At 69.0% G+C, this 15,955-nt stretch carries 21 protein-coding genes and 2 pseudogenes; 8 read left to right on the top strand and 15 right to left on the bottom strand.

The genetic code is table 11. From position 1 onward, the window contains the following. Positions 1-61: 61 nt before the first annotated feature. The 6 genes and pseudogenes from FB157_RS30890 to FB157_RS30865 all read right to left on the bottom strand — a co-directional run. On the bottom strand, positions 62-1,096 hold the full coding sequence (locus FB157_RS30890; RefSeq protein ID WP_145883947.1) for an iron-containing redox enzyme family protein: 1,035 nt from the start codon (positions 1,094-1,096) through the stop codon (positions 62-64). Continuing rightward, positions 1,093-1,341 carry a CDGSH iron-sulfur domain-containing protein gene (locus FB157_RS30885; RefSeq protein WP_145883946.1) on the bottom strand — a complete coding sequence of 83 codons (249 nt, stop codon included), beginning with the start codon at positions 1,339-1,341 and terminating at the stop codon, positions 1,093-1,095. Before FB157_RS30885 ends, FB157_RS30890 begins: the two co-directional genes overlap by 4 nt. Beyond that, positions 1,325-2,005: a HemK2/MTQ2 family protein methyltransferase gene (locus tag FB157_RS30880; protein ID WP_145883945.1), complete on the bottom strand. Its 681-nt coding sequence runs from the start codon at positions 2,003-2,005 to the stop codon at positions 1,325-1,327. The genes FB157_RS30885 and FB157_RS30880 overlap by 17 nt, the downstream gene beginning before the upstream one ends. Beyond that, positions 2,002-2,196, bottom strand: coding sequence for a hypothetical protein (locus tag FB157_RS30875; RefSeq protein WP_145883944.1), 195 nt, complete (start codon positions 2,194-2,196; stop codon positions 2,002-2,004). The genes FB157_RS30880 and FB157_RS30875 overlap by 4 nt, the downstream gene beginning before the upstream one ends. 117 nt (positions 2,197-2,313) lie before the next feature. Continuing rightward, on the bottom strand, positions 2,314-2,976 hold the full coding sequence (locus tag FB157_RS30870; RefSeq protein WP_145884042.1) for an HAD family hydrolase: 663 nt from the start codon (positions 2,974-2,976) through the stop codon (positions 2,314-2,316). A 35-nt stretch (positions 2,977-3,011) separates the two neighbouring features. Next, positions 3,012-3,221, bottom strand: a pseudogene (locus FB157_RS30865) (Rieske 2Fe-2S domain-containing protein); the annotation flags it as partial. Between the two features lie 432 nt (positions 3,222-3,653). On the opposite strand from FB157_RS30865, the gene FB157_RS30855 reads away from it, so the two are divergent. Next, positions 3,654-4,130, top strand: a complete 477-nt coding sequence (locus FB157_RS30855; protein WP_145883943.1) for an SRPBCC family protein — start codon at positions 3,654-3,656, stop codon at positions 4,128-4,130. 549 nt (positions 4,131-4,679) lie between these two features. Here FB157_RS30855 and FB157_RS30845 read toward each other — a convergent pair. The 3 genes from FB157_RS30845 to FB157_RS30835 all read right to left on the bottom strand — a co-directional run bounded on the left by FB157_RS30845 (position 4,680) and on the right by FB157_RS30835 (position 6,076). Beyond that, a complete protein-coding gene (locus FB157_RS30845; protein WP_145883942.1) occupies positions 4,680-5,216 on the bottom strand; it encodes a hypothetical protein in 537 nt (178 codons plus the stop codon). 131 nt (positions 5,217-5,347) lie between these two features. Further along, positions 5,348-5,485 carry a hypothetical protein gene (locus FB157_RS47580; protein ID WP_186581771.1) on the bottom strand — a complete coding sequence of 46 codons (138 nt, stop codon included), beginning with the start codon at positions 5,483-5,485 and terminating at the stop codon, positions 5,348-5,350. A gap of 279 nt (positions 5,486-5,764) precedes the next feature. Next, positions 5,765-6,076 carry a helix-turn-helix domain-containing protein gene (locus FB157_RS30835; RefSeq protein WP_145883941.1) on the bottom strand — a complete coding sequence of 104 codons (312 nt, stop codon included), beginning with the start codon at positions 6,074-6,076 and terminating at the stop codon, positions 5,765-5,767. A gap of 210 nt (positions 6,077-6,286) precedes the next feature. Here FB157_RS30835 and FB157_RS30830 point away from each other — a divergent pair, with 210 nt between their 5' ends. Then, on the top strand, positions 6,287-7,036 hold the full coding sequence (locus tag FB157_RS30830; protein ID WP_186581770.1) for an STAS domain-containing protein: 750 nt from the start codon (positions 6,287-6,289) through the stop codon (positions 7,034-7,036). Positions 7,037-7,196: 160 nt separating this feature from the next. Further along, positions 7,197-7,589: a hypothetical protein gene (locus FB157_RS30825; RefSeq protein WP_145883939.1), complete on the top strand. Its 393-nt coding sequence runs from the start codon at positions 7,197-7,199 to the stop codon at positions 7,587-7,589. 138 nt (positions 7,590-7,727) lie between these two features. On the opposite strand, the gene FB157_RS30820 is transcribed toward FB157_RS30825, so the two are convergent. Then, the gene (locus FB157_RS30820) at positions 7,728-8,267 is read right to left on the bottom strand and encodes a MepB family protein (RefSeq protein ID WP_145883938.1); all 540 of its coding nucleotides are present in this window, start codon (positions 8,265-8,267) and stop codon (positions 7,728-7,730) included. Positions 8,268-8,487: 220 nt separating this feature from the next. Here FB157_RS30820 and FB157_RS30815 point away from each other — a divergent pair, with 220 nt between their 5' ends. The 3 genes from FB157_RS30815 (at position 8,488) to FB157_RS30805 (ending at position 11,098) form a co-directional block, all read left to right on the top strand. Beyond that, complete coding sequence (locus FB157_RS30815; protein ID WP_145883937.1) at positions 8,488-8,862, top strand: hypothetical protein; 375 nt, start codon at positions 8,488-8,490, stop codon at positions 8,860-8,862. 196 nt (positions 8,863-9,058) lie between these two features. Then, on the top strand, positions 9,059-9,439 hold the full coding sequence (locus tag FB157_RS30810) for a helix-turn-helix transcriptional regulator (RefSeq protein WP_145883936.1): 381 nt from the start codon (positions 9,059-9,061) through the stop codon (positions 9,437-9,439). 534 nt (positions 9,440-9,973) lie between these two features. Next, complete coding sequence (locus tag FB157_RS30805) at positions 9,974-11,098, top strand: S8 family peptidase (RefSeq protein WP_261386640.1); 1,125 nt, start codon at positions 9,974-9,976, stop codon at positions 11,096-11,098. A 124-nt stretch (positions 11,099-11,222) separates the two neighbouring features. Here the strand turns inward: FB157_RS30805 and FB157_RS30800 are convergent, their stop codons facing one another. After that, on the bottom strand, positions 11,223-11,717 hold the full coding sequence (locus FB157_RS30800; protein WP_145883934.1) for an MFS transporter: 495 nt from the start codon (positions 11,715-11,717) through the stop codon (positions 11,223-11,225). A 228-nt stretch (positions 11,718-11,945) separates the two neighbouring features. Next, a pseudogene (locus FB157_RS47575) lies at positions 11,946-12,040 on the bottom strand. A 341-nt stretch (positions 12,041-12,381) separates the two neighbouring features. Here FB157_RS47575 and FB157_RS47570 point away from each other — a divergent pair. Then, complete coding sequence (locus tag FB157_RS47570) at positions 12,382-12,552, top strand: hypothetical protein (RefSeq protein WP_186581769.1); 171 nt, start codon at positions 12,382-12,384, stop codon at positions 12,550-12,552. A 50-nt stretch (positions 12,553-12,602) separates the two neighbouring features. On the opposite strand, the gene FB157_RS30795 is transcribed toward FB157_RS47570, so the two are convergent. Both FB157_RS30795 and FB157_RS30790 read right to left on the bottom strand, forming a co-directional pair. Next, positions 12,603-13,646, bottom strand: coding sequence for an AraC family transcriptional regulator (locus FB157_RS30795; RefSeq protein WP_145883933.1), 1,044 nt, complete (start codon positions 13,644-13,646; stop codon positions 12,603-12,605). 155 nt (positions 13,647-13,801) lie between these two features. Further along, on the bottom strand, positions 13,802-14,170 hold the full coding sequence (locus tag FB157_RS30790; protein WP_145883932.1) for a VOC family protein: 369 nt from the start codon (positions 14,168-14,170) through the stop codon (positions 13,802-13,804). 286 nt (positions 14,171-14,456) lie between these two features. On the opposite strand from FB157_RS30790, the gene FB157_RS30785 reads away from it, so the two are divergent. Continuing rightward, positions 14,457-15,017, top strand: coding sequence for a GNAT family N-acetyltransferase (locus tag FB157_RS30785; RefSeq protein WP_145883931.1), 561 nt, complete (start codon positions 14,457-14,459; stop codon positions 15,015-15,017). Between the two features lie 96 nt (positions 15,018-15,113). On the opposite strand, the gene FB157_RS30780 is transcribed toward FB157_RS30785, so the two are convergent. Continuing rightward, the gene (locus tag FB157_RS30780; RefSeq protein WP_145883930.1) at positions 15,114-15,863 is read right to left on the bottom strand and encodes a zinc-binding dehydrogenase; all 750 of its coding nucleotides are present in this window, start codon (positions 15,861-15,863) and stop codon (positions 15,114-15,116) included. Between the last annotated feature and the right edge of the window lie 92 nt (positions 15,864-15,955).

The raw sequence follows: 15,955 nt of genomic DNA, 5'->3' as shown, positions 1-15,955 counted from the left end.
GGACCAGGGCCGACCGCCGGATCAGGCCGTCGAGCGGCCCGAGCCGCGACCGCGCTTGCTCTCAAGAGCCCAGCGCGCCCGGATGCGCCGTCGTGATGCGGCCGGTGCGCAGTGCCGTCTCTCCTTCCCGCCAAGCTGCCAGCAGCCGGGTGGCCAGCCGGCCCTCCAGATGGCCGGTCGCGCGGATACCGAACAGCACGTCGGCGTCCAGCCGAGGTTCGCTCGCCAGGAGGCCGGCCACGACCTCGTGCCGTACGACCTGCTCATGCACCGCGTCCGCTTCGACGTGCTCGGTGTAGAACCGCACCGCCGCCGGGCCGGCATCCATCCGCCGCAACGCCTCGGCCAGGCGCCGGGAGGCTGGGGACGAGGTCACCTCGACCGCCGCGAAATGGCCGACGAGTGCACCGCGCAAAGCCCGGTGCAGACCGAAGAGAGACATCATGTTGACGGTGGCCAGAGCCTCGGCCGGCGCGGCGTCGACGTAGTGGCCGTATGAGGGGTCCAGATCCAGGTCCGTCATGAGGTCGGCGAACAGTTCGGCGTGGATCGCGTCTGCGCGGCCCGCGCCGAACTCGTCGAATTCCACGGCGACCATGGCTGCCTTGGCCCGCCCGCGCAGCCTGGGGATGACCCAGGCGTGCGGATCCGCCTCCTTGAGGTGGTACAGCGAACGCAGCGCCGCGTACTCACGGAAGTGATCGAGGGTGCCGTGGTTGCGGAGGAAGTGCGAGACACTGCTGCCGTCGTCACCGACCGGTTCGAGCTGGAGTTCGTCCAGTGCCCGTTCGGCGGTGTCGGACGCGTCGATCGGCACGTCGGCACGCAGTGCGCCGAGGAAGCGATCCTCCAACGCGGCGCGCAGGGAGAGGAGTTCGGGGTCCCATTCGCGGTCGTCCGGTACACCGGCGAAGCCCTGGTAGTGGAGCTCGTAGAGGACGTACAAGGTGAGTTGCAGATCGTCGCCATAGGCGTCTGTGGTGGGCGGTGGCAGGCACCGTTCCGGTCCGCGCAGTGCGTCTCCGACCGCGGCGGAGAGCGGACCGCGCGGATCGGGCAGCGGCGCCGGCCGCCGGCGCGAGAGGGCGTCGGTCATGGTGTGTCGTCCACCTCGTCCACCTCGTCCACCTCGTCCACAGCGTCCAGCTTGGTGCGGCAACGGTGGCTGGTGTCGCACCAGGGCGGCATCCGGGTACGGCGACAGGTGCAGACGGCCACCGTGAAGCGTCGCGACACAGTCACCTCACCGTCCTCGCCCACCACTTCGACCGGTCCCTCCACCAGGAGAGGGCCGTCGCGCTGGACACGGATCCGGCGAGGGCGTTCAGGGCTGTACGGCACGGATCACCACCAGCTCCTCGGTTGTGCGATCCGCCACCAGACCGCGCTCGCGCAGCCAGGCGAGCCGGGAGCGCAGCACGCGGCCGAAGGGCAGTCGGGCCCGGTCGACGACCTGCGCGCGCAGTCCGGCCGCCCGGAGCCGGGCCAGCGTCTCCCCGACGCCGCTGACCTGCGAGTGCACCATCAGCAGTATCCCCGTCGTCGGGCGCAGCACTGCCGGGGCCGCCGAACAGATGCGGTCGATCAGGAGGCGGCCGTCGGTGCCGGCGTCCCAGGCCCTGGCACGGCCCCGGGGCGGAATGTCACCCGGAGCCGGCACGTACGGCGGATTGGTGACCACTAGGTCGAAACGACGGCCCTGGACGGCGGACGTCAGGTCACCGTGGCGTACGCGCACGGTCTGCCCGTTCACCAGGGCGTTGCACCAGGCGGCGGCAAGCGCCTGCCAGGAGATGTCGACCGCGGTGACCCGAGCGCCCATCCGGGCCGCCTCCACCGCGAGTACACCGCTGCCGGTACCGAGATCCAGGACCTCGGTACGGCTGGTGATCCGCTCCCGGCGCATGGCCCGGCCGAGCAGCCGGGTGTCGGTCTGCGGGCGGTAGACCCCCGGCGGGATCCAGCAGCGGAACCGGGGAGCGCTGGTCAGGGACTGGACAGTCATCGTGGCGCCTCTCGCCGGCCGGAGACCTTCAACGCCCTTGCCGGGGGTGAGTCGAGGTTGAGGGCGTGCGCCGTCTCCTTCTCCACCTCGTGCTCGGAAAACCGCGTGACGACAACCGCGGCTGTCGGCGACTCGGTCCGGGCAGGTTCGGGGAACTTCCCCAGCGCGCAGTTGATGACGAGGGCTTTCACGGTCCTGCTCCGAACGCCGTATGCGGATGATGTCGTGTGTGCCGGAAGCGATCCGGCCGCGTCACCCGGGTACCCGTGGCCAGCGGACGTAACGATGACCGGGGCACGAGTTTCCCGTCAGGCCAGAGGACTCCGCGGCAGCGAGGCGAGCAGATCGGCCGGGTCGTCGTAGACGGCCTCCGCGCCGGCCTCCTCCAGGTCCGTACGGGGAATGCCTCCGCAGAGCAGCGCCACGCACCGGACCCCCGCACGACTGCCCGCCCGCATGTCCCACACCGTGTCGCCGACGAACACGGCACGCTCCGCCGATGCGCCGGCCAGTTCCAGTGCCCGCTCGACGGGCTCGGGCGCCGGTTTGCCCTCGGCGACGTCGTCGGCGCTCGCAGTCGCCGTGATGGCGTCGTCCGCGTCGATCGCGCGCCTCAGCGCGGACAACTCCTCACCACTGGCCGACGTGGCCAGGACCACTTTCCAGCCGTCACCGGCCAGTTTCCGCAGCAGGTGTGCCGCGCCCGGAAGTGCGGTCAGGCGCTCGAAGTACTGTGCGTAGAGCACCTTGTGGGCGGTGCTGAGGTCGTCCGCTTCGCCGTCGGCCAAGGTCGATCGGCCGCCCAGCAGATGGGCGACGAGATCGTCGGAGCCGAGTCCGACCGCCCGGTGTATCGCGTGCGTCGGTACCAGGTGTCCGGCCTGGTGGAAGGCCTCCCACCAGGTCACCACGTGCAGATGGTTGGTGTCGACGAGAGTTCCGTCCACATCGAACACGGCTGCTCGGTCCATGCCGGTGCCCGTCCGGCCCTCACTCGTGGACATGACTAGACTCCTCTGCGCGACGGGGCCCTGCGGCCCTCATGGTCAGCGGCTGTCCGACCGGGTACCCGGTTTCCGGCCTTGCTGCTCGGATGCCGCGCCTTCCCCAGCGGCCGCACGGCGGGGCCCTGGGTAATGCGGCCGTCGGGGGCGAAGCGGAAGCCGTGGCACGGGCACTCCCTTGCCTGCTCCGCGCATGCCTGCTTCGCGCGGTTGAAGCCGACGAGACAGCCGAGGTGGGTACAGCGGGCCGAGACGGCTTGGAGCCGGCCGCTGTCGGCGGCGGGGGGCGTACACGAGGGTGTGCTGTGCGGTCAGCTCGGCCGTCGTGTGCCCGGTGCCCCCCGGCGACGATCCGGTCGGCTTCCAGCACGGCGACTTCGCGGCCACGCCGAACGAGCTCCCGGGCGGGTGCTGAGCCCCGCGGTGCCGCCGCCGACCTCCGCGACATCGACGGAGACGCCGCCGGACGGTGGGGGAGCGGGGGGCGCCGCCCGGCGCGATCTCGAGCCAGTACGACCCGTGTGTCGGGGTGCCTTGAGACCCTCGAAGGTCTTCGCTCCGCTTTCCCGGGTACTCGGTGTATCCGGCACATGCGCCGGGGCCGGCGCTCCTGGTCCCGGCGATGAACTGACAAGGAGGGAGCCATGAGTACGGTCAAGAAGGCGGTCGACGTCGAAGTCCCGCTCGGCGTGGCGTACGGTCAGTGGACGCAGTTCGAGGAGTTCCCCAACTTCATGGAAGGCGTCGAGGAAGTCAGGCAACTCGACGACCGGCACAATCACTGGACCACCAGCATCGGCGGGGTCCGGCGTGAGTTCGACACGGAGATCGTCGACCAGCTGCCGGACGACCGGATCACCTGGCGGTCCGTCGCTGGGGACATCCGCCAGCGCGGATCGGTGCGGTTCGAGCGGATCGACGACATGCACACGCGCGTTGAACTCACGATGGACATCGAGCCCACCGGCGTCGCTGAGAGGGGTGCGGACGCGCTGGGCATGATCGACCGGCGGGTGAATGGCGATCTGCGCCGATTCAAGGACTACGTCGAGAGCGGTGGCGGAGACAGCGTTGGCTGGCGCGGCCGCATCCGGCCCGGAGATCCCGGCTCGACCCTGTGACGCGCGACGCGTGGGCATACATGCCCACGCGCCCACACGAGGGCGTGAGTTCCGTGGCTGACAGCACTGGGCGTCGCAGCCTCCGATGGGCCGCCCACAGTGAACGCCGCCGCGCCTGAGTTGTGGGTGGAGGTGTCGGTCTGCGAGGTGCTGCGGCACGGGCCGGCCGCAGCACCGAGACCGCCAGCCCGGCTGCCCCTTGTCGAGCAAGCCGGAGGAGCCGCCTGCCCGGAGGAACGGCATCACGGTCATCCTGCGCGCCCTGTACACGGTGAACGGGTCCTGGAGCGAGAACTCCTGGCGGCGGCCCATCGGCACAACGCAGAGCATGAGTTCGACCACGTCGCGATCGACCTCGCCCGCTGGTCCCACGAACACACCGAACGCATCGCTCCCACTGCATGACCTGTGCCGGCTTCACCTCGCCGCCACCGAGAACTCCCTGAAGGCGCGGTCGTCTGTCACCCTCAGACTCTGCGCCAGATGCGTTGACCAACACCATGATCAAGACATTGTCCCCGCAACTGCTCGCTTCGGCCCTTCGTACCCTCAGCCTTTGCGCAACGTTGTCCCGGCCTTTCGGGCATGCCATTCCTCCACGACGTCCTGCTGCCGGTGGGCCCGTTCGAGGAGCGTGTCGAGTTGCTGGGCGTCCAAGCGCTTCTCGGACGGTGCGAGGCCGCGCAGCGTCTCCCATCCGGCCACCTTGCCTTCCACGGCTGTCCGCAGCGCCTCCAGCTCCAAGAAGGTGCTGAGCGGCGAGCGCCGTACGAAGCGGCCGTTGCCCTTCAGCCTGGCCATCTTCTCGGCCGTCCAGCCCGCGCAGATCTTGTACCGGCGTACCGGGACGCCGAGGTTGTGCATGATGCCGAGCAGAGCCTTGCGGTCCTGGTCGATCTCGGCGCTGACGGGGCCGAGAGCTTCGGCGAGCGCCGAGTCATGGGTCGAGCGCACCAGATGGCGGGCCCTCTCGGTACCGGCGGTGGCGCCGAGCAGGTGGTCGTTGAGGTAGATGCCCAGCAGGGCCAAGTCGGTGCCGCGGGAGTCCTGGGACTGCTGTGTGCCGGAGTGTGATCGATCGTTCATCACGTGTTGCCTTCGTCGGTTCGCGGTGAGGCGGGGCGGGTCCCCGCCGCTCTTTGTAGCGGGTACCCGCAGCCAGGCCATGCGTACTGTGACGGCGACGTACGCGGGGAAGAACCTGGTGAGCGACCCGGTCAGGCTGAGGCACCGGCGTGCGGCACGCCCACCCCGGTGGCGGGGACGAGCACGCCGACCACGACTGCGATCTCAGTACCGGTCATGAACGCCTTGCCCCTGCGGTCGGCGGCCACCGGACCGGCGTAGCACCGCACCGCCCAAGCGCTGGGCGCCGCAATGACGGACGGGGCGTCGGCTGCGAATCCAGGGTGGCCGGGGAGGCGGACCGACGTCCGGCGCCATCGACTGCGCAAGCCGCGCCTGCGCACGAGTCGCCGCGCCCGCGTTGCTGCGCGGCCACACGCAGACGAACAGTTGCGCCTGGCCGCCCGGGTCGGCCGCCTTGGCCGAACCACAAATCCCGGCGGGCCGCCGACCCGGATACGGCGACGGTTGCTCACCTGAGTCGGGCTGTCACCGGCCCCTCTGGTCCCTCAGGTGTGCTTGGCGTCGTGCTGGACGAGGAGGGAGAGCAGGTCCGCCACGGTCAGGGCCGCCTCTGCCGGGTGGCGCAGGATGGTTCCAGGCTGGATCTGGTAGACGTTGGACCGGCCTTCGCGGTTGTGGGCGAGGTATCCGTCCGCCTCCAGGTCAGAAATGATCTTCTGGACCGCGCGTTCGGTGAGTCTGCAGTGCGCGGCGATGTCGCGGACGCGGGGCCGGCTGTTGCTCGCGATCGCAGCGAGGACCCGGGCGTGGTTCGTGAGGAACGTCCACCCGGTGTGTGGCTCAGGCACTTCTCCCATGGGCCCAGTATAGGACGTACCATTCGCGCATCCAAAAGGGTGAAATAAATTTCCCGTATTCCTTGACAGGCTAGGACGGTGAGCCGAACCTGAATACGGAGACAGTGGGCGCCGGTGCAGGAGGCGGCCATGTGGGAGCTGAACCTTCCCAGGCAGCGGGCCAGGGGGGCTGAGATGGTGAGCGGATCACCAGTGAGGAGCTGCTCTGCCGTGGCCGGTGCAGCGCCGCAGAATCTCCTGATCGACGTGTCGCCCCGCGGGGGGCGCGTCCGTGTGACGATTCGCGGCGAGATCGACATCAGCGTGCAGACGGCACTCGAAGCCGCGCTGCAGGACGCCGTGGAGCGCAGCACCCACGGTGTGGATCTCGACCTGAGCGGGACAGCCTTCTGCGACTGCTCCGGCTTGAGCTGCTTCCTGGCCGCACGGCACCGGGCGCTGGCGGCGGGCAAAACGGTGACCATCCATGCTGCCAGCCCCCTGGTGCAGCGCCTGCTGGGCGTCACAGGTACTTGGCCGCTGTTCACGCTTCGGCAGCGAGCCCCGGACCATCCGGCATGCGTCCCCGGCGTGCCGACAGCAACACCCGCGGAGGATGGCCCGTTCGGTGACGATGACCCGCGCGAGGTCGTTCAGCTTCGTCGGCCCGTGCACACGCGCCCCGTGATCGATCAGGCCATCGGGGTGCTGATGGCGACGTACAGCCTCAGTGCCGGGGAGGCGTGGCGGGCGCTGGTCACGGCCTCCCACTACACGGACGCCGAACTCGCCGTGGTCGCTGAGGAATTGGTGACTGCGGTTCGGGGCCGGCCGATGTCCGACGCCGTCCAGCAGGCGGTGTGCGCGGCCGTGGCCTCGCTTCGCTCCGACCGTGCAGGTTCCGATGGGATGCCAGGGCAGCAGTCCGTCCGGGAGGAAGGTGCAGGCGACCGAACGGCGTCTTCACCGGACGAGGCATGAGGAGAAAGAGAGACGTTCAGGGTGCACGGCCCGTCGGTACCCGGTTCTGCCGGACCGCCGGCGCCGGCATCGAAGAGGTACCGGTCGAGCAGCTCCTCGGGGGTTCAACCCGTGTGTGACTCTCGGCAGGTTGTCCATGAAGCCGCCGGAGGAGTCAGTGGTGGACGACGGTCTCGGAGGTGTGTCTGCGCCTCGTGCGTTCTGCGACCTTTGCCGGGCATCCATCGCCCCTGAGCAAGCCGTGAACGAGCAGGTGAAGGACTCGTCGTTCGCTCACCCGTTTGACCCCCGGCAGGACGGCATGCGCACCGTGACCGTCTGTTGCGCGGATCACCTGGCCGAGCTCCAGCGGCAGTACGGCGAGCGGCCCTACGTCACAGAGGAACTGTGGGTGGCGAAGATCGATCGGGCGATGCAGCAGCACCGCATGGGGCTGAGCAATGAACAGCTGGTCCGGGAGACCGGGCTGACCTTGCCGCAACTTGAGGCCGCGGCGCGATGGTGCCTCGGCGCCGGAACCGGTGCCGATGGTCGGGACGGGGAAGAAGCGTGAGCAGCCGGTCTCCGGGTGGGGGCTTTGTGGAGCCGGGGAGGGGGGAGGGTTGGGCCGCGGGGGAACAGCGAGTGCTCGTGTTCCCAGTGTCCGAACGCGGTGGCCGCCCGTTCAGGGACGTATCACCTCTGTCCGCCCCTACTGCTGATGCGGGAGCGGGTGGTAGAGGCCTTGGGCGCGGGTCAGGTCGGCGGGTCCGTCCTGGTCGAGGTGGAGAAAGTAGTTCACCTGCCATGCCTGCGTGATGCGGGCCTGTCGGCTGGTCGTGGTCACCCACGGCGGGTACACGCGGAAGCCGCGCTTCCCGCCCGCGCCGGCGCGGGAGACGATGCCGTGTTCGCACAGCACCTCGCCAGGGAACACGAACTGTCCGAAGCCGTCCTCGTGGCGGCTGCTGATGACGAAGAGGTCCACGTTGTCGTCGGTGTCGAAGGGGCGGATCGGCCCTTTCTCGGACCGCTGCCACACGGTGACGAACTGGCCGACTTTCGTCGGGGTGGTCTTGGCCACGCGAAACCGGATCGAGCGGCCATCGAGAGTGAACGCGCAGGCTGCGTACTCGGCGCTTTCGAGTTCCGGCACCGGCAGCGAGCAAGCGAACTCACTGGCGTCGTAGACCAGCGCCTTTGCCGTTTGCAGATCACCGTGAAGCCCGGCCCACGGCTGATTCGTCACCATGCCGCCATCCTGCCACCGACTTCGCCACTCCTCCGTCCTCCTCAGGCTCCGAACAGCTCATCACTTCCGATCATCCGACAAGCGCATTGGGTGGCTGTCCGATCATCTTGGGTCGCTTTCGGGCAGACTTATCGCTCGCTGTGCCGGCGCGCTTACGGTGCGGTTGCGGGCGGGTGAGGAACCGGAGCCCGCCGCAACCGACAACCAAGGGGAAGCGCCGATGGCGAGTGTGGAAGTGGCCCTGAAGGAAATGATGACCGGGATCGAGGGGGCACAGGGGGCGGCCGTCGTCGACTACACCAGCGGCATGGCCCTCGGTACCTTGGGCGGTGGCCGAGACCTGGACCTGACGGTCGCCGCGGCCGGGAACACGGACGTGATCCGCGCCAAGGTTCGCACGATGGAGCATCTGGGCCTCAAGAGCCAGATCGAGGACATCCTGATCACGCTGGAGGGGCAGTACCACATCATCCGGCTGGTGACCGGCCGCAGCGGCAACGGCCTGTTCGTCTACGTCGTCATCGACAAGGACCGCTCGAACCTGGCCATGGCCCGCCATCAGCTCAAGCGGATCGAAGAGCAACTCGAGGTCTAGGCCGCCCCCAAAGGACCGGGCTGACATGCGCCCATGAGTTGAAAACTTCTTCAAGCCATCACATGGAGAGGATGACAACTCATGAACGAGGGGAGTCCGGACCGAGAAGAATGACCAGGCACGACACGGATCGCGGTGGCGTCCTCAGGGCGCCACCGCGACACGAGAAGACACCTCGACAGGCAGGAAGCGTGCTATGCAGGTCCCTCTCTACCAAGCCAAGGCAGAGTTCTTCCGAATGCTCGGACACCCGGCGCGAATCAGGGTCCTGGAACTGCTGCAGCACGGCCCGGTCCCGGTGCGGGACCTGCTCGCCGACATCGAAATCGAGCCTTCGAGTCTCTCGCAGCAGCTGGCGGTCCTGCGTCGTGCAGGCATCGTCGTATCCACGCGAGAGGGATCCACCGTCAAGTACGAACTCGCCGGCGGCGACGTGGCCGAACTCCTGCGCTCGGCCCGCCGCATCCTGACCGAGCTTCTGGCCGGGCGGAACCAGCTCCTGGCGGAACTCCAGCAGACCGACATCGCCCCGCCTCGGACAACAGCGGCAGTCAGTACTTCGGCGAGGTCTGCATAAAGAGCGGTGCAAGTGACCGTCACAAACTTCTTGCCGCGCTTCCAGACCGGGAAATGGTGGCTTCATCTGCTCGGATGCCACAGTGCGCCGCCAACAGCACGGCCAGTTCGTCATAGCGGGCGTCGATCGCGTTCCACCTGGTGAAGATCGCCCACTGCTCGCGCTCCCACTTCACTGCAGCCTCGCCGGCGGGCCAGACCCGATACTCCTCGGTCGCACCTGAACTGATCTGTTGCTGAGGGTAGTTGTCAGCATGTCAGCAGACAGTTCCGGTCTCGTGTCCCCCCACCATCGTGCCGGTGGCTCCGGTGATATGTGCACGCGACCTCGGTTCCGCTCCCGCCCTTGTCGACCGGCGGAGTCGAACCACCGTTCACGGGCAGCCACCAGTCGTCCGATCCGGTCGAAGAATCCCTCGCACAGGTTTCCGGTGAGTGCATGAGCCGACCCATCGGCACGCCCCGCTGGAACCGCCCGCCCCCTGTGCTCGTCTTGTGCGCTGATTGTGTACGAAGCAGGGATGTGGGGGGCGTTGTGACGCGGAACGTGAGGAAGACCGGTCTCCTGGTGGTGGCCATGGCGACGGTGCTCGGGGTTACGGCCTGCGGTGGGGAAGCCGGCGCGGCGGCCGGGGGGAGTGGTGGGAAGCTCCCCGGGCACGTGAAGGGGGAGTCCGTCGCACTCTCCGGGGACGCCGCGCCGTCCGGTTCGGCGCCGAACTCTCTCGGCAGCGTGGGGAAGTTGTCCCAGACCGCGCAGACCGGCGTGTCTCCCATCACCCGGCACGTGCCGTGGAACCTGGACATCCTGGACCAGCGGTCGCGGCCGCTGAACGGGAAACTCACCACCACCGCCACGGGCAAGGGCGTGCACGTCTACGTGATCGACACCGGAATGGACATCGCCCACAAGGAGTTCGGCGGACGCGCCCACCTCGGCGCCGACTTCGTGGGCCCGAAGGACTCCGGTGACTGCTTCAACGAGGCCGGGATGGGCCACGGCACGTTCGTCGCGGGCATCATCGGCGGGGCGAAGTACGGGGTGGCGCCCAAGGCGGACCTCGTACGGGTCCAGGGTGTCCTGTGCGAGAGCGAGGGCGGTGGCTCCCCGGCGGCGGCCGAGGCGGCCGTGGTGAAGTCGGTCAATTGGGTCACCGCGCACGCGCAGAAGCCTGCGGTGGTCAACATGTCCCTCAACTTCGACCACCGGTCGGCGGCCGTGGAGTCCGCCGTGAAGAAGATGGTCGGCGCGGGGATCCCGACGGTGGTGTCGGCCGGTAACTTCCATGACGACGCCTGCAAACACTCCCCGGCCGGCGTCCCCGGCACGATCGTCGTGGCGGCCTCCACCTCGAACGACCGCGCGTGGAGCGACACCGACTCCTACGGATCGGGCTACGGACGGTGCGTGGACCTGTACGCCCCCGGGCAGAAGGTGACCGCCGCCCTTGCGGGCGGCGGCACGACCACGGAGACCGACGGCGCGACGTCCTGGGCCGCGCCGCATGCGACAGGAGTGATCGCGTTGTACCTGTCGGCACACCCCCACGCCACGGCCAACGAGGTCCACGTCTGGCTCGACCACGCGGCCACCCGCGGTGTCCTGCGCGGCATCCGCTCCGACACTCCCAACCGGCTGCTCAACACCGGCGGCCTCTGACCTGCCCCGGCCGCCCCGGCAAGGTACAGCCCGGCGAAATGCAGCCGGGGCGTGCTCCCATCCGCCGTGCCTCGATGCCGACGATCGAGGCACGGGGCATTGCGTGGTTTCGTGCGGCTGAGGCTCAAGCCTTGTCGGCGACGAGCGGCGTCTTCGCCTGCTCGGCCCCGGCCGGTGCCACCGCCTGCACGCGGCCGCGGGGAAGGATCACGGCCACGACGAGCGAACCGGATGCGGCCACGCACACGCCGGCGATCATCGGTGGTGGCACGTCGTTCAGCGCCCCCGTCGACGTCGTGCTCGCCGCGGCACCCATGATGGCGATGCCCAGGGCTCCGCCGAGGTTCATCGCGACGTCGGCGACCGCCGAACCCGCGCCCGACTGCTCCGGCGGACCAGCACCTACGACCGAGTCGACCGAGGTAGGGGCGCCGAAACCGATACCGAAGCCGAGGATTCCGAGCGAGACGAGAATCCGCAGGCTCGACGGGGAGTCTCCGAACGCCAGGACCGCCATGGACACGGCGACCATCAACGGGCCGAGCGCGGACACCGGTCCCAGCCCGAACCGCTGCACCAGCTTCGGTGCCACCGGCGCGATGAACATGACCGTGCACATCCCGAGCATGGCAGGCCCGCGGTCAGCGGACGGTAGTGCAGGGTGAACTGCAGGTACTGGGTGATGACGAAGAGGCTGCCGAAGACCCCGAGGAGACGATCGTTCTGCGAGAACTAGAGGGCGTTCTCCGCAGGGATGATTCCGAGGATCTCGCCTTCGACGTCAGCTGTTTCGATCTCGGTCTCACCTCTCTCGGACGCACCGCGGCCGGCTGGACCGGTCATCCGGCGGAGAGGGCAGGATTCGAACCTGCGTGGACCCCGAAGGATCCGACCTTGAGGCGTGCTCACTGGTCCCCGATCAACCACTCCGGGCACCTCTCCTCGCTCCTGGCCCCGGGGTGGTGCCCCGTTGCCTTCGCGTGGAAAAGACTGGCAGGAATCACTGACGGGGCGCTGACGGGCCGCTGACGGGCCGCTGATGCGCGCCGTGCCAGGTGCAGCCGCCGTGCCACGCCGTCTGCCGCTGGTCTGGGCAGAGCGGGTGGAGCTTAGCCCCCGCGTGGCCCGCCGCCCCGGGACCGGCGGGCCGGCGTCCCCAAGGACGCCGACGCGGGGTAAGCGGAACCTACTCCTCCGATTGCTGAAACGGAAGCCCTTACTCCCATTGACCCTCGGCCTGCACAGATGCAGCCTGAGCTCCACGCGCAGCGAGGGAGCACAGCATGAGCCGAGCCACCGACACACATCGCGTCATCGAGTACTGGACGGACAAGGACACCCACGTGATCTTTCCCGTCCAACGAAGCGAAGAAGTCGACCGCATGAGCGATGCCCAGTTGATCTCGAAGTACGGGAACCCCGAGGACGGGGCAGCCACGCACATCGTTCACTAGGTGATGTCCGGGCAGGCAAGCCGGCCTCACTGCGGGCGGAGCGCTGAAGCTCATGGCAGGTGATGGTCGGTGCGGTGGCGGCTCGGCGGTGTTCCCCATTGACGCGTGAAGGCCCGGGAGAACGCCGATACCGAGGTGTAGCCAACGCTCCTGGCCACGGACGGCAGCGCGTCGGCGGTGTCACGGAGGCGTCGGCCGGCCAGTTCCAGGCGCCGGCGGGTGAGGTAGGCCAGTGGTGGCTCGCCGACAAGTTCCGTGAAGCGCCGGGAGAGCGTGGCGCGGGAGACGCCGACCCGGTGTGCCAGTTCCTCGACGGTCCAGGGCTGCGCCGGGCCCTCGTGCAGGAGTGAGATAGCGGCAGCCACCTGCGGGTCTCGCAGGCCCAGGACCCAGGAGGCGCCGTGATCGCCCTGCTCTGCGGTCCACCGACGCACGATGTGGACGAACAGCACGTCGGTCAGCCGGTCGACGACCGTCCGGGAACCGGGCCGGGGCTCGGCAAGCTCGGCTCTGAGCATCCTGAGGGTGTCGTCGAGTTCGCTCCGCTCGTGTGCTTCGCCGGCGGCAGCGGGCAGGACCAGCACCGGTGGGAGGGTGAGCAGCGGGCGGGAGACACGTCCGTCGAAGCGGTAGCCGCCGCAGATGATCTGGGTACGGGGCCCAGGGCCGGGGATATGGACCTCCGACTCCCGGTGTCCGGGGTGTGCGGCGACGAGGTCGTCGTAGGCGGTCGCCGGCCGGCTCGGTGCGCCGGACATGACGTGGCCGGCGCCGACGGGCAGCAGGACCAGATCACCAGTGGCGAGCCGGATCGGCTGGGCCCCCGGGCGGCGCAGCCGGCAGGAGCCGTCGACGACGGTGTGGAAGACGGCGATCGGCAGCTTCGGAGACTCGATGCCCCAGGGCGCTGCCACATCGACCCGGGCGAGCACGGTGCCGCCGATCTTGGCCAGTACACCAGCGGCCGGGTGCGCGAGCCCTACCTGCCGACCGGGAGGCTGGGCAGGCTGCTGGCGCCGCTGCCGCCTTTCCACGTCCGGGCCGGTCTCCGGCGCATGTTCGACCTGGGACCCGAGCGGCTGCACGCGGGCCATGGCGGCGTGCCTGACCTTGACCGGGTGCGGCGGTGGGTGGTGAGGCAGCAGCGACGGCTGGAGCGGCTGGAGGCGAGGGGACGGACGGGGCCGCTACAGGAATTTGATCTCCACCTCAGGCGGCCCACGACCAGTACAAACACCTCGGAGCGGCATCACCGGGCCGGGATCGGCTGGGTGATGTTCAACGGGTTGCCGTCGGGGTCCTGGATGTGGGCGACGCGCTGTCCCCACGGCATGTCGTTGGGGCCGCCGCGGACCGAACCGCCCAGTGCCGCCACCCGGCCGAGAGTCTCGTCGACGTCCTCGACACCGATGCTGAGCAGGATCCGCGGTGCCGCCCCGGTCAGCGGGTCCGTCTTGGCCACCAGCCCGAGGTCGGTGTCGCCGATGCGCAAGCCGAGGTAGAAGGCCGGGCCTTCCGCCGGTACCCGGAAGATCTCCTCGGCGCCGAACAGTTTCGTATAGAAGCCGAGCAGAACGTCCTGGTCGGCGGTCACTATCACTGGCTGGATGGTGGACATGGCACTCCTGTGGAGAACGGTCGTGTCGCTGGGTAGACCGTTCGAAGAGGGTGAACTCATCGGAGTGATCACGCAGTCCTTCATCTGTTCCATCACGCTGAGAGGTCGTCCTTGTTCATCGGAGCCGGCATGGCCTCGACGGTGCCCCGGTCGACGTCCCGGTCATGGACGACCTGGCTGTGTGCAGCGGGTCCGGAGACTGGAGCTCCGCTGGCCGTCAGGAAGCCGGTAAGCGACGCGAAATAACCGATCGACACCCCGGTCTCGACCGGGTTGGCTGAGCCGCATGCCCGAACTGCGTACTGACCGTCTCCTCCTGCGCCGGTGGCGGGAGTCCGACCTCGCACCGTGGGCGGCTATGAACGCCGATCCCGAAGTCCGAGAGCATCTGGGGGAGTTGCTGACGCGTGAGCAAAGCGATGCCGTGGTGGCGGAGATGCAGGCCGCGTTCGACGAGCGGGGCTTTGGGTGGTGGGCGCTGGAAGCGCGGGAGTCCGGCGAGTTCATCGGTCGTGTCGGCTTGGACGAGGTGGGCGAGGACATGCCGTTCGCGGGGGTGGACATCGGTTGGCGACTGGCGCGTGCGGTGTGGGGCCACGGTTACGCCACCGAGGCTGCCCTGGCCTGCCTGGCTTTCGGCTTCGAGACCCTGGGACTGACGGAAGTGGTTGCGTCGACAACCGTCAACAACCTTCGTTCCCAGGCGGTGATGCGCCGTATCGGCATGACCCGCGACCCGGCCGACGACTTCGAGGATCCAAGCGTGCCCGAAGGGCCACTCCGCCAGTGCGTGCTGTACCGGACCACCGCAGCGATGCGCACGGCCTACACCATGCGTCGGACGTGATCGGCGGTCTCGTTCCGCGGCTTGGTCGGCCGGCGAAAGCGGTATCGGCGCCCGGCTGCGGCTCCGTACCAGGTGATCCGGGGCAAGGTGAAGCCCTCACTGCGCGACCGGCTTCCGCTGATGGGGGATCTGCTCGCCGGCTTCGATCGCCACCTGGAGCCGGTTCTCGGCGAGTGCCAGCGGGCATGTTCCGATGTTGTACCCGGCGACGCTGCGGCTGTTCTTCCACAGATCCCAGACGTCCGCCGTCCAGTCGTCGTGGCGTCCGAAGTCCCCGTAGACCACGACCCGGCCGAATGGGGCCAGCACCTCCAGACTCGCCCGCCGCACCGGCCCGCCGACCGGGTCCAGCACCAGGTCGACCCCGCGTCCCCCGGTTACTTCCAAGATCGAGGCCGCGAAGCCTTCGCGGTCGAACAACGCGTCGTAGCCAAGAGCGCCGGCCAGTTCGCGCTTCTCGGCGGAGCCCACTGTGCCCAGGACGAGGTTCGCGCCGAGCGCGCGTGCGATCCGAGCTGCGGCCGATCCGATTCCGCCCGCGGCGGCATGGATCAGCACGGTCTCGCCGTCGCGCAGCCGTCCTGCGTCCGCCAGCACCCCGTAGGCCGTCGGACACACGCATGGCACTCCCGCCGCGTGTGCCAAGGGGAGCGCGCCCACCGGCCGGACGAAGTCCTTGTCCGCCACGGCGAACTCGGCGCCGCCGAAAGCCGGAAGGTAGGCGGCGACACGCTCGCCGACAGCCGGTCCTCTCGCCCCGGTGCCGAGCGCGACGACCTTGCCGGAGACCTCCAGGCCGGGCACGTCGTAGCCGCCCGTGGCCGTCGGGCCCGCCGAACTCGCCACGCCGGTGCTGCACCTCGGCGAAGTTCACCCCGGCGTACGCGACCTCGATCAGCACCTGTCCGGACCTGGCACCGGGGTAGGCGTCTGGATCT

The organism is Streptomyces sp. BK340 (assembly GCF_007827595.1).
Taxonomy (GTDB): Bacteria; Actinomycetota; Actinomycetes; order Streptomycetales; family Streptomycetaceae; genus Streptomyces.
The sequence above is the reverse complement of the archived record's forward strand: the minus strand, read 5'-3'. Positions and strand labels throughout refer to the sequence as shown.

Coding starts and splice junctions, on each gene's coding strand:
- FB157_RS30870 (WP_145884042.1), bottom strand. CDS start 2,976: ATGGACCGAGCAGCCGTGTTCGATGTGGACGGAACTCTCGTCGACACC.
- FB157_RS30810 (WP_145883936.1), top strand. CDS start 9,059: ATGCAGGTCCCTCTCTACCAAGCCAAGGCAGAGTTCTTCCGAATGCTC.
- FB157_RS30890 (WP_145883947.1), bottom strand. CDS start 1,096: ATGACCGACGCCCTCTCGCGCCGGCGGCCGGCGCCGCTGCCCGATCCG.
- FB157_RS30880 (WP_145883945.1), bottom strand. CDS start 2,005: ATGACTGTCCAGTCCCTGACCAGCGCTCCCCGGTTCCGCTGCTGGATC.
- FB157_RS30800 (WP_145883934.1), bottom strand. CDS start 11,717: ATGTGCACGGTCATGTTCATCGCGCCGGTGGCACCGAAGCTGGTGCAG.
- FB157_RS30845 (WP_145883942.1), bottom strand. CDS start 5,216: ATGAACGATCGATCACACTCCGGCACACAGCAGTCCCAGGACTCCCGC.
- FB157_RS30835 (WP_145883941.1), bottom strand. CDS start 6,076: ATGGGAGAAGTGCCTGAGCCACACACCGGGTGGACGTTCCTCACGAAC.
- FB157_RS30790 (WP_145883932.1), bottom strand. CDS start 14,170: ATGTCCACCATCCAGCCAGTGATAGTGACCGCCGACCAGGACGTTCTG.
- FB157_RS30785 (WP_145883931.1), top strand. CDS start 14,457: ATGCCCGAACTGCGTACTGACCGTCTCCTCCTGCGCCGGTGGCGGGAG.
- FB157_RS30795 (WP_145883933.1), bottom strand. CDS start 13,646: ATGGCCCGCGTGCAGCCGCTCGGGTCCCAGGTCGAACATGCGCCGGAG.
- FB157_RS30820 (WP_145883938.1), bottom strand. CDS start 8,267: ATGGTGACGAATCAGCCGTGGGCCGGGCTTCACGGTGATCTGCAAACG.
- FB157_RS30855 (WP_145883943.1), top strand. CDS start 3,654: ATGAGTACGGTCAAGAAGGCGGTCGACGTCGAAGTCCCGCTCGGCGTG.
- FB157_RS47570 (WP_186581769.1), top strand. CDS start 12,382: ATGAGCCGAGCCACCGACACACATCGCGTCATCGAGTACTGGACGGAC.
- FB157_RS30815 (WP_145883937.1), top strand. CDS start 8,488: ATGGCGAGTGTGGAAGTGGCCCTGAAGGAAATGATGACCGGGATCGAG.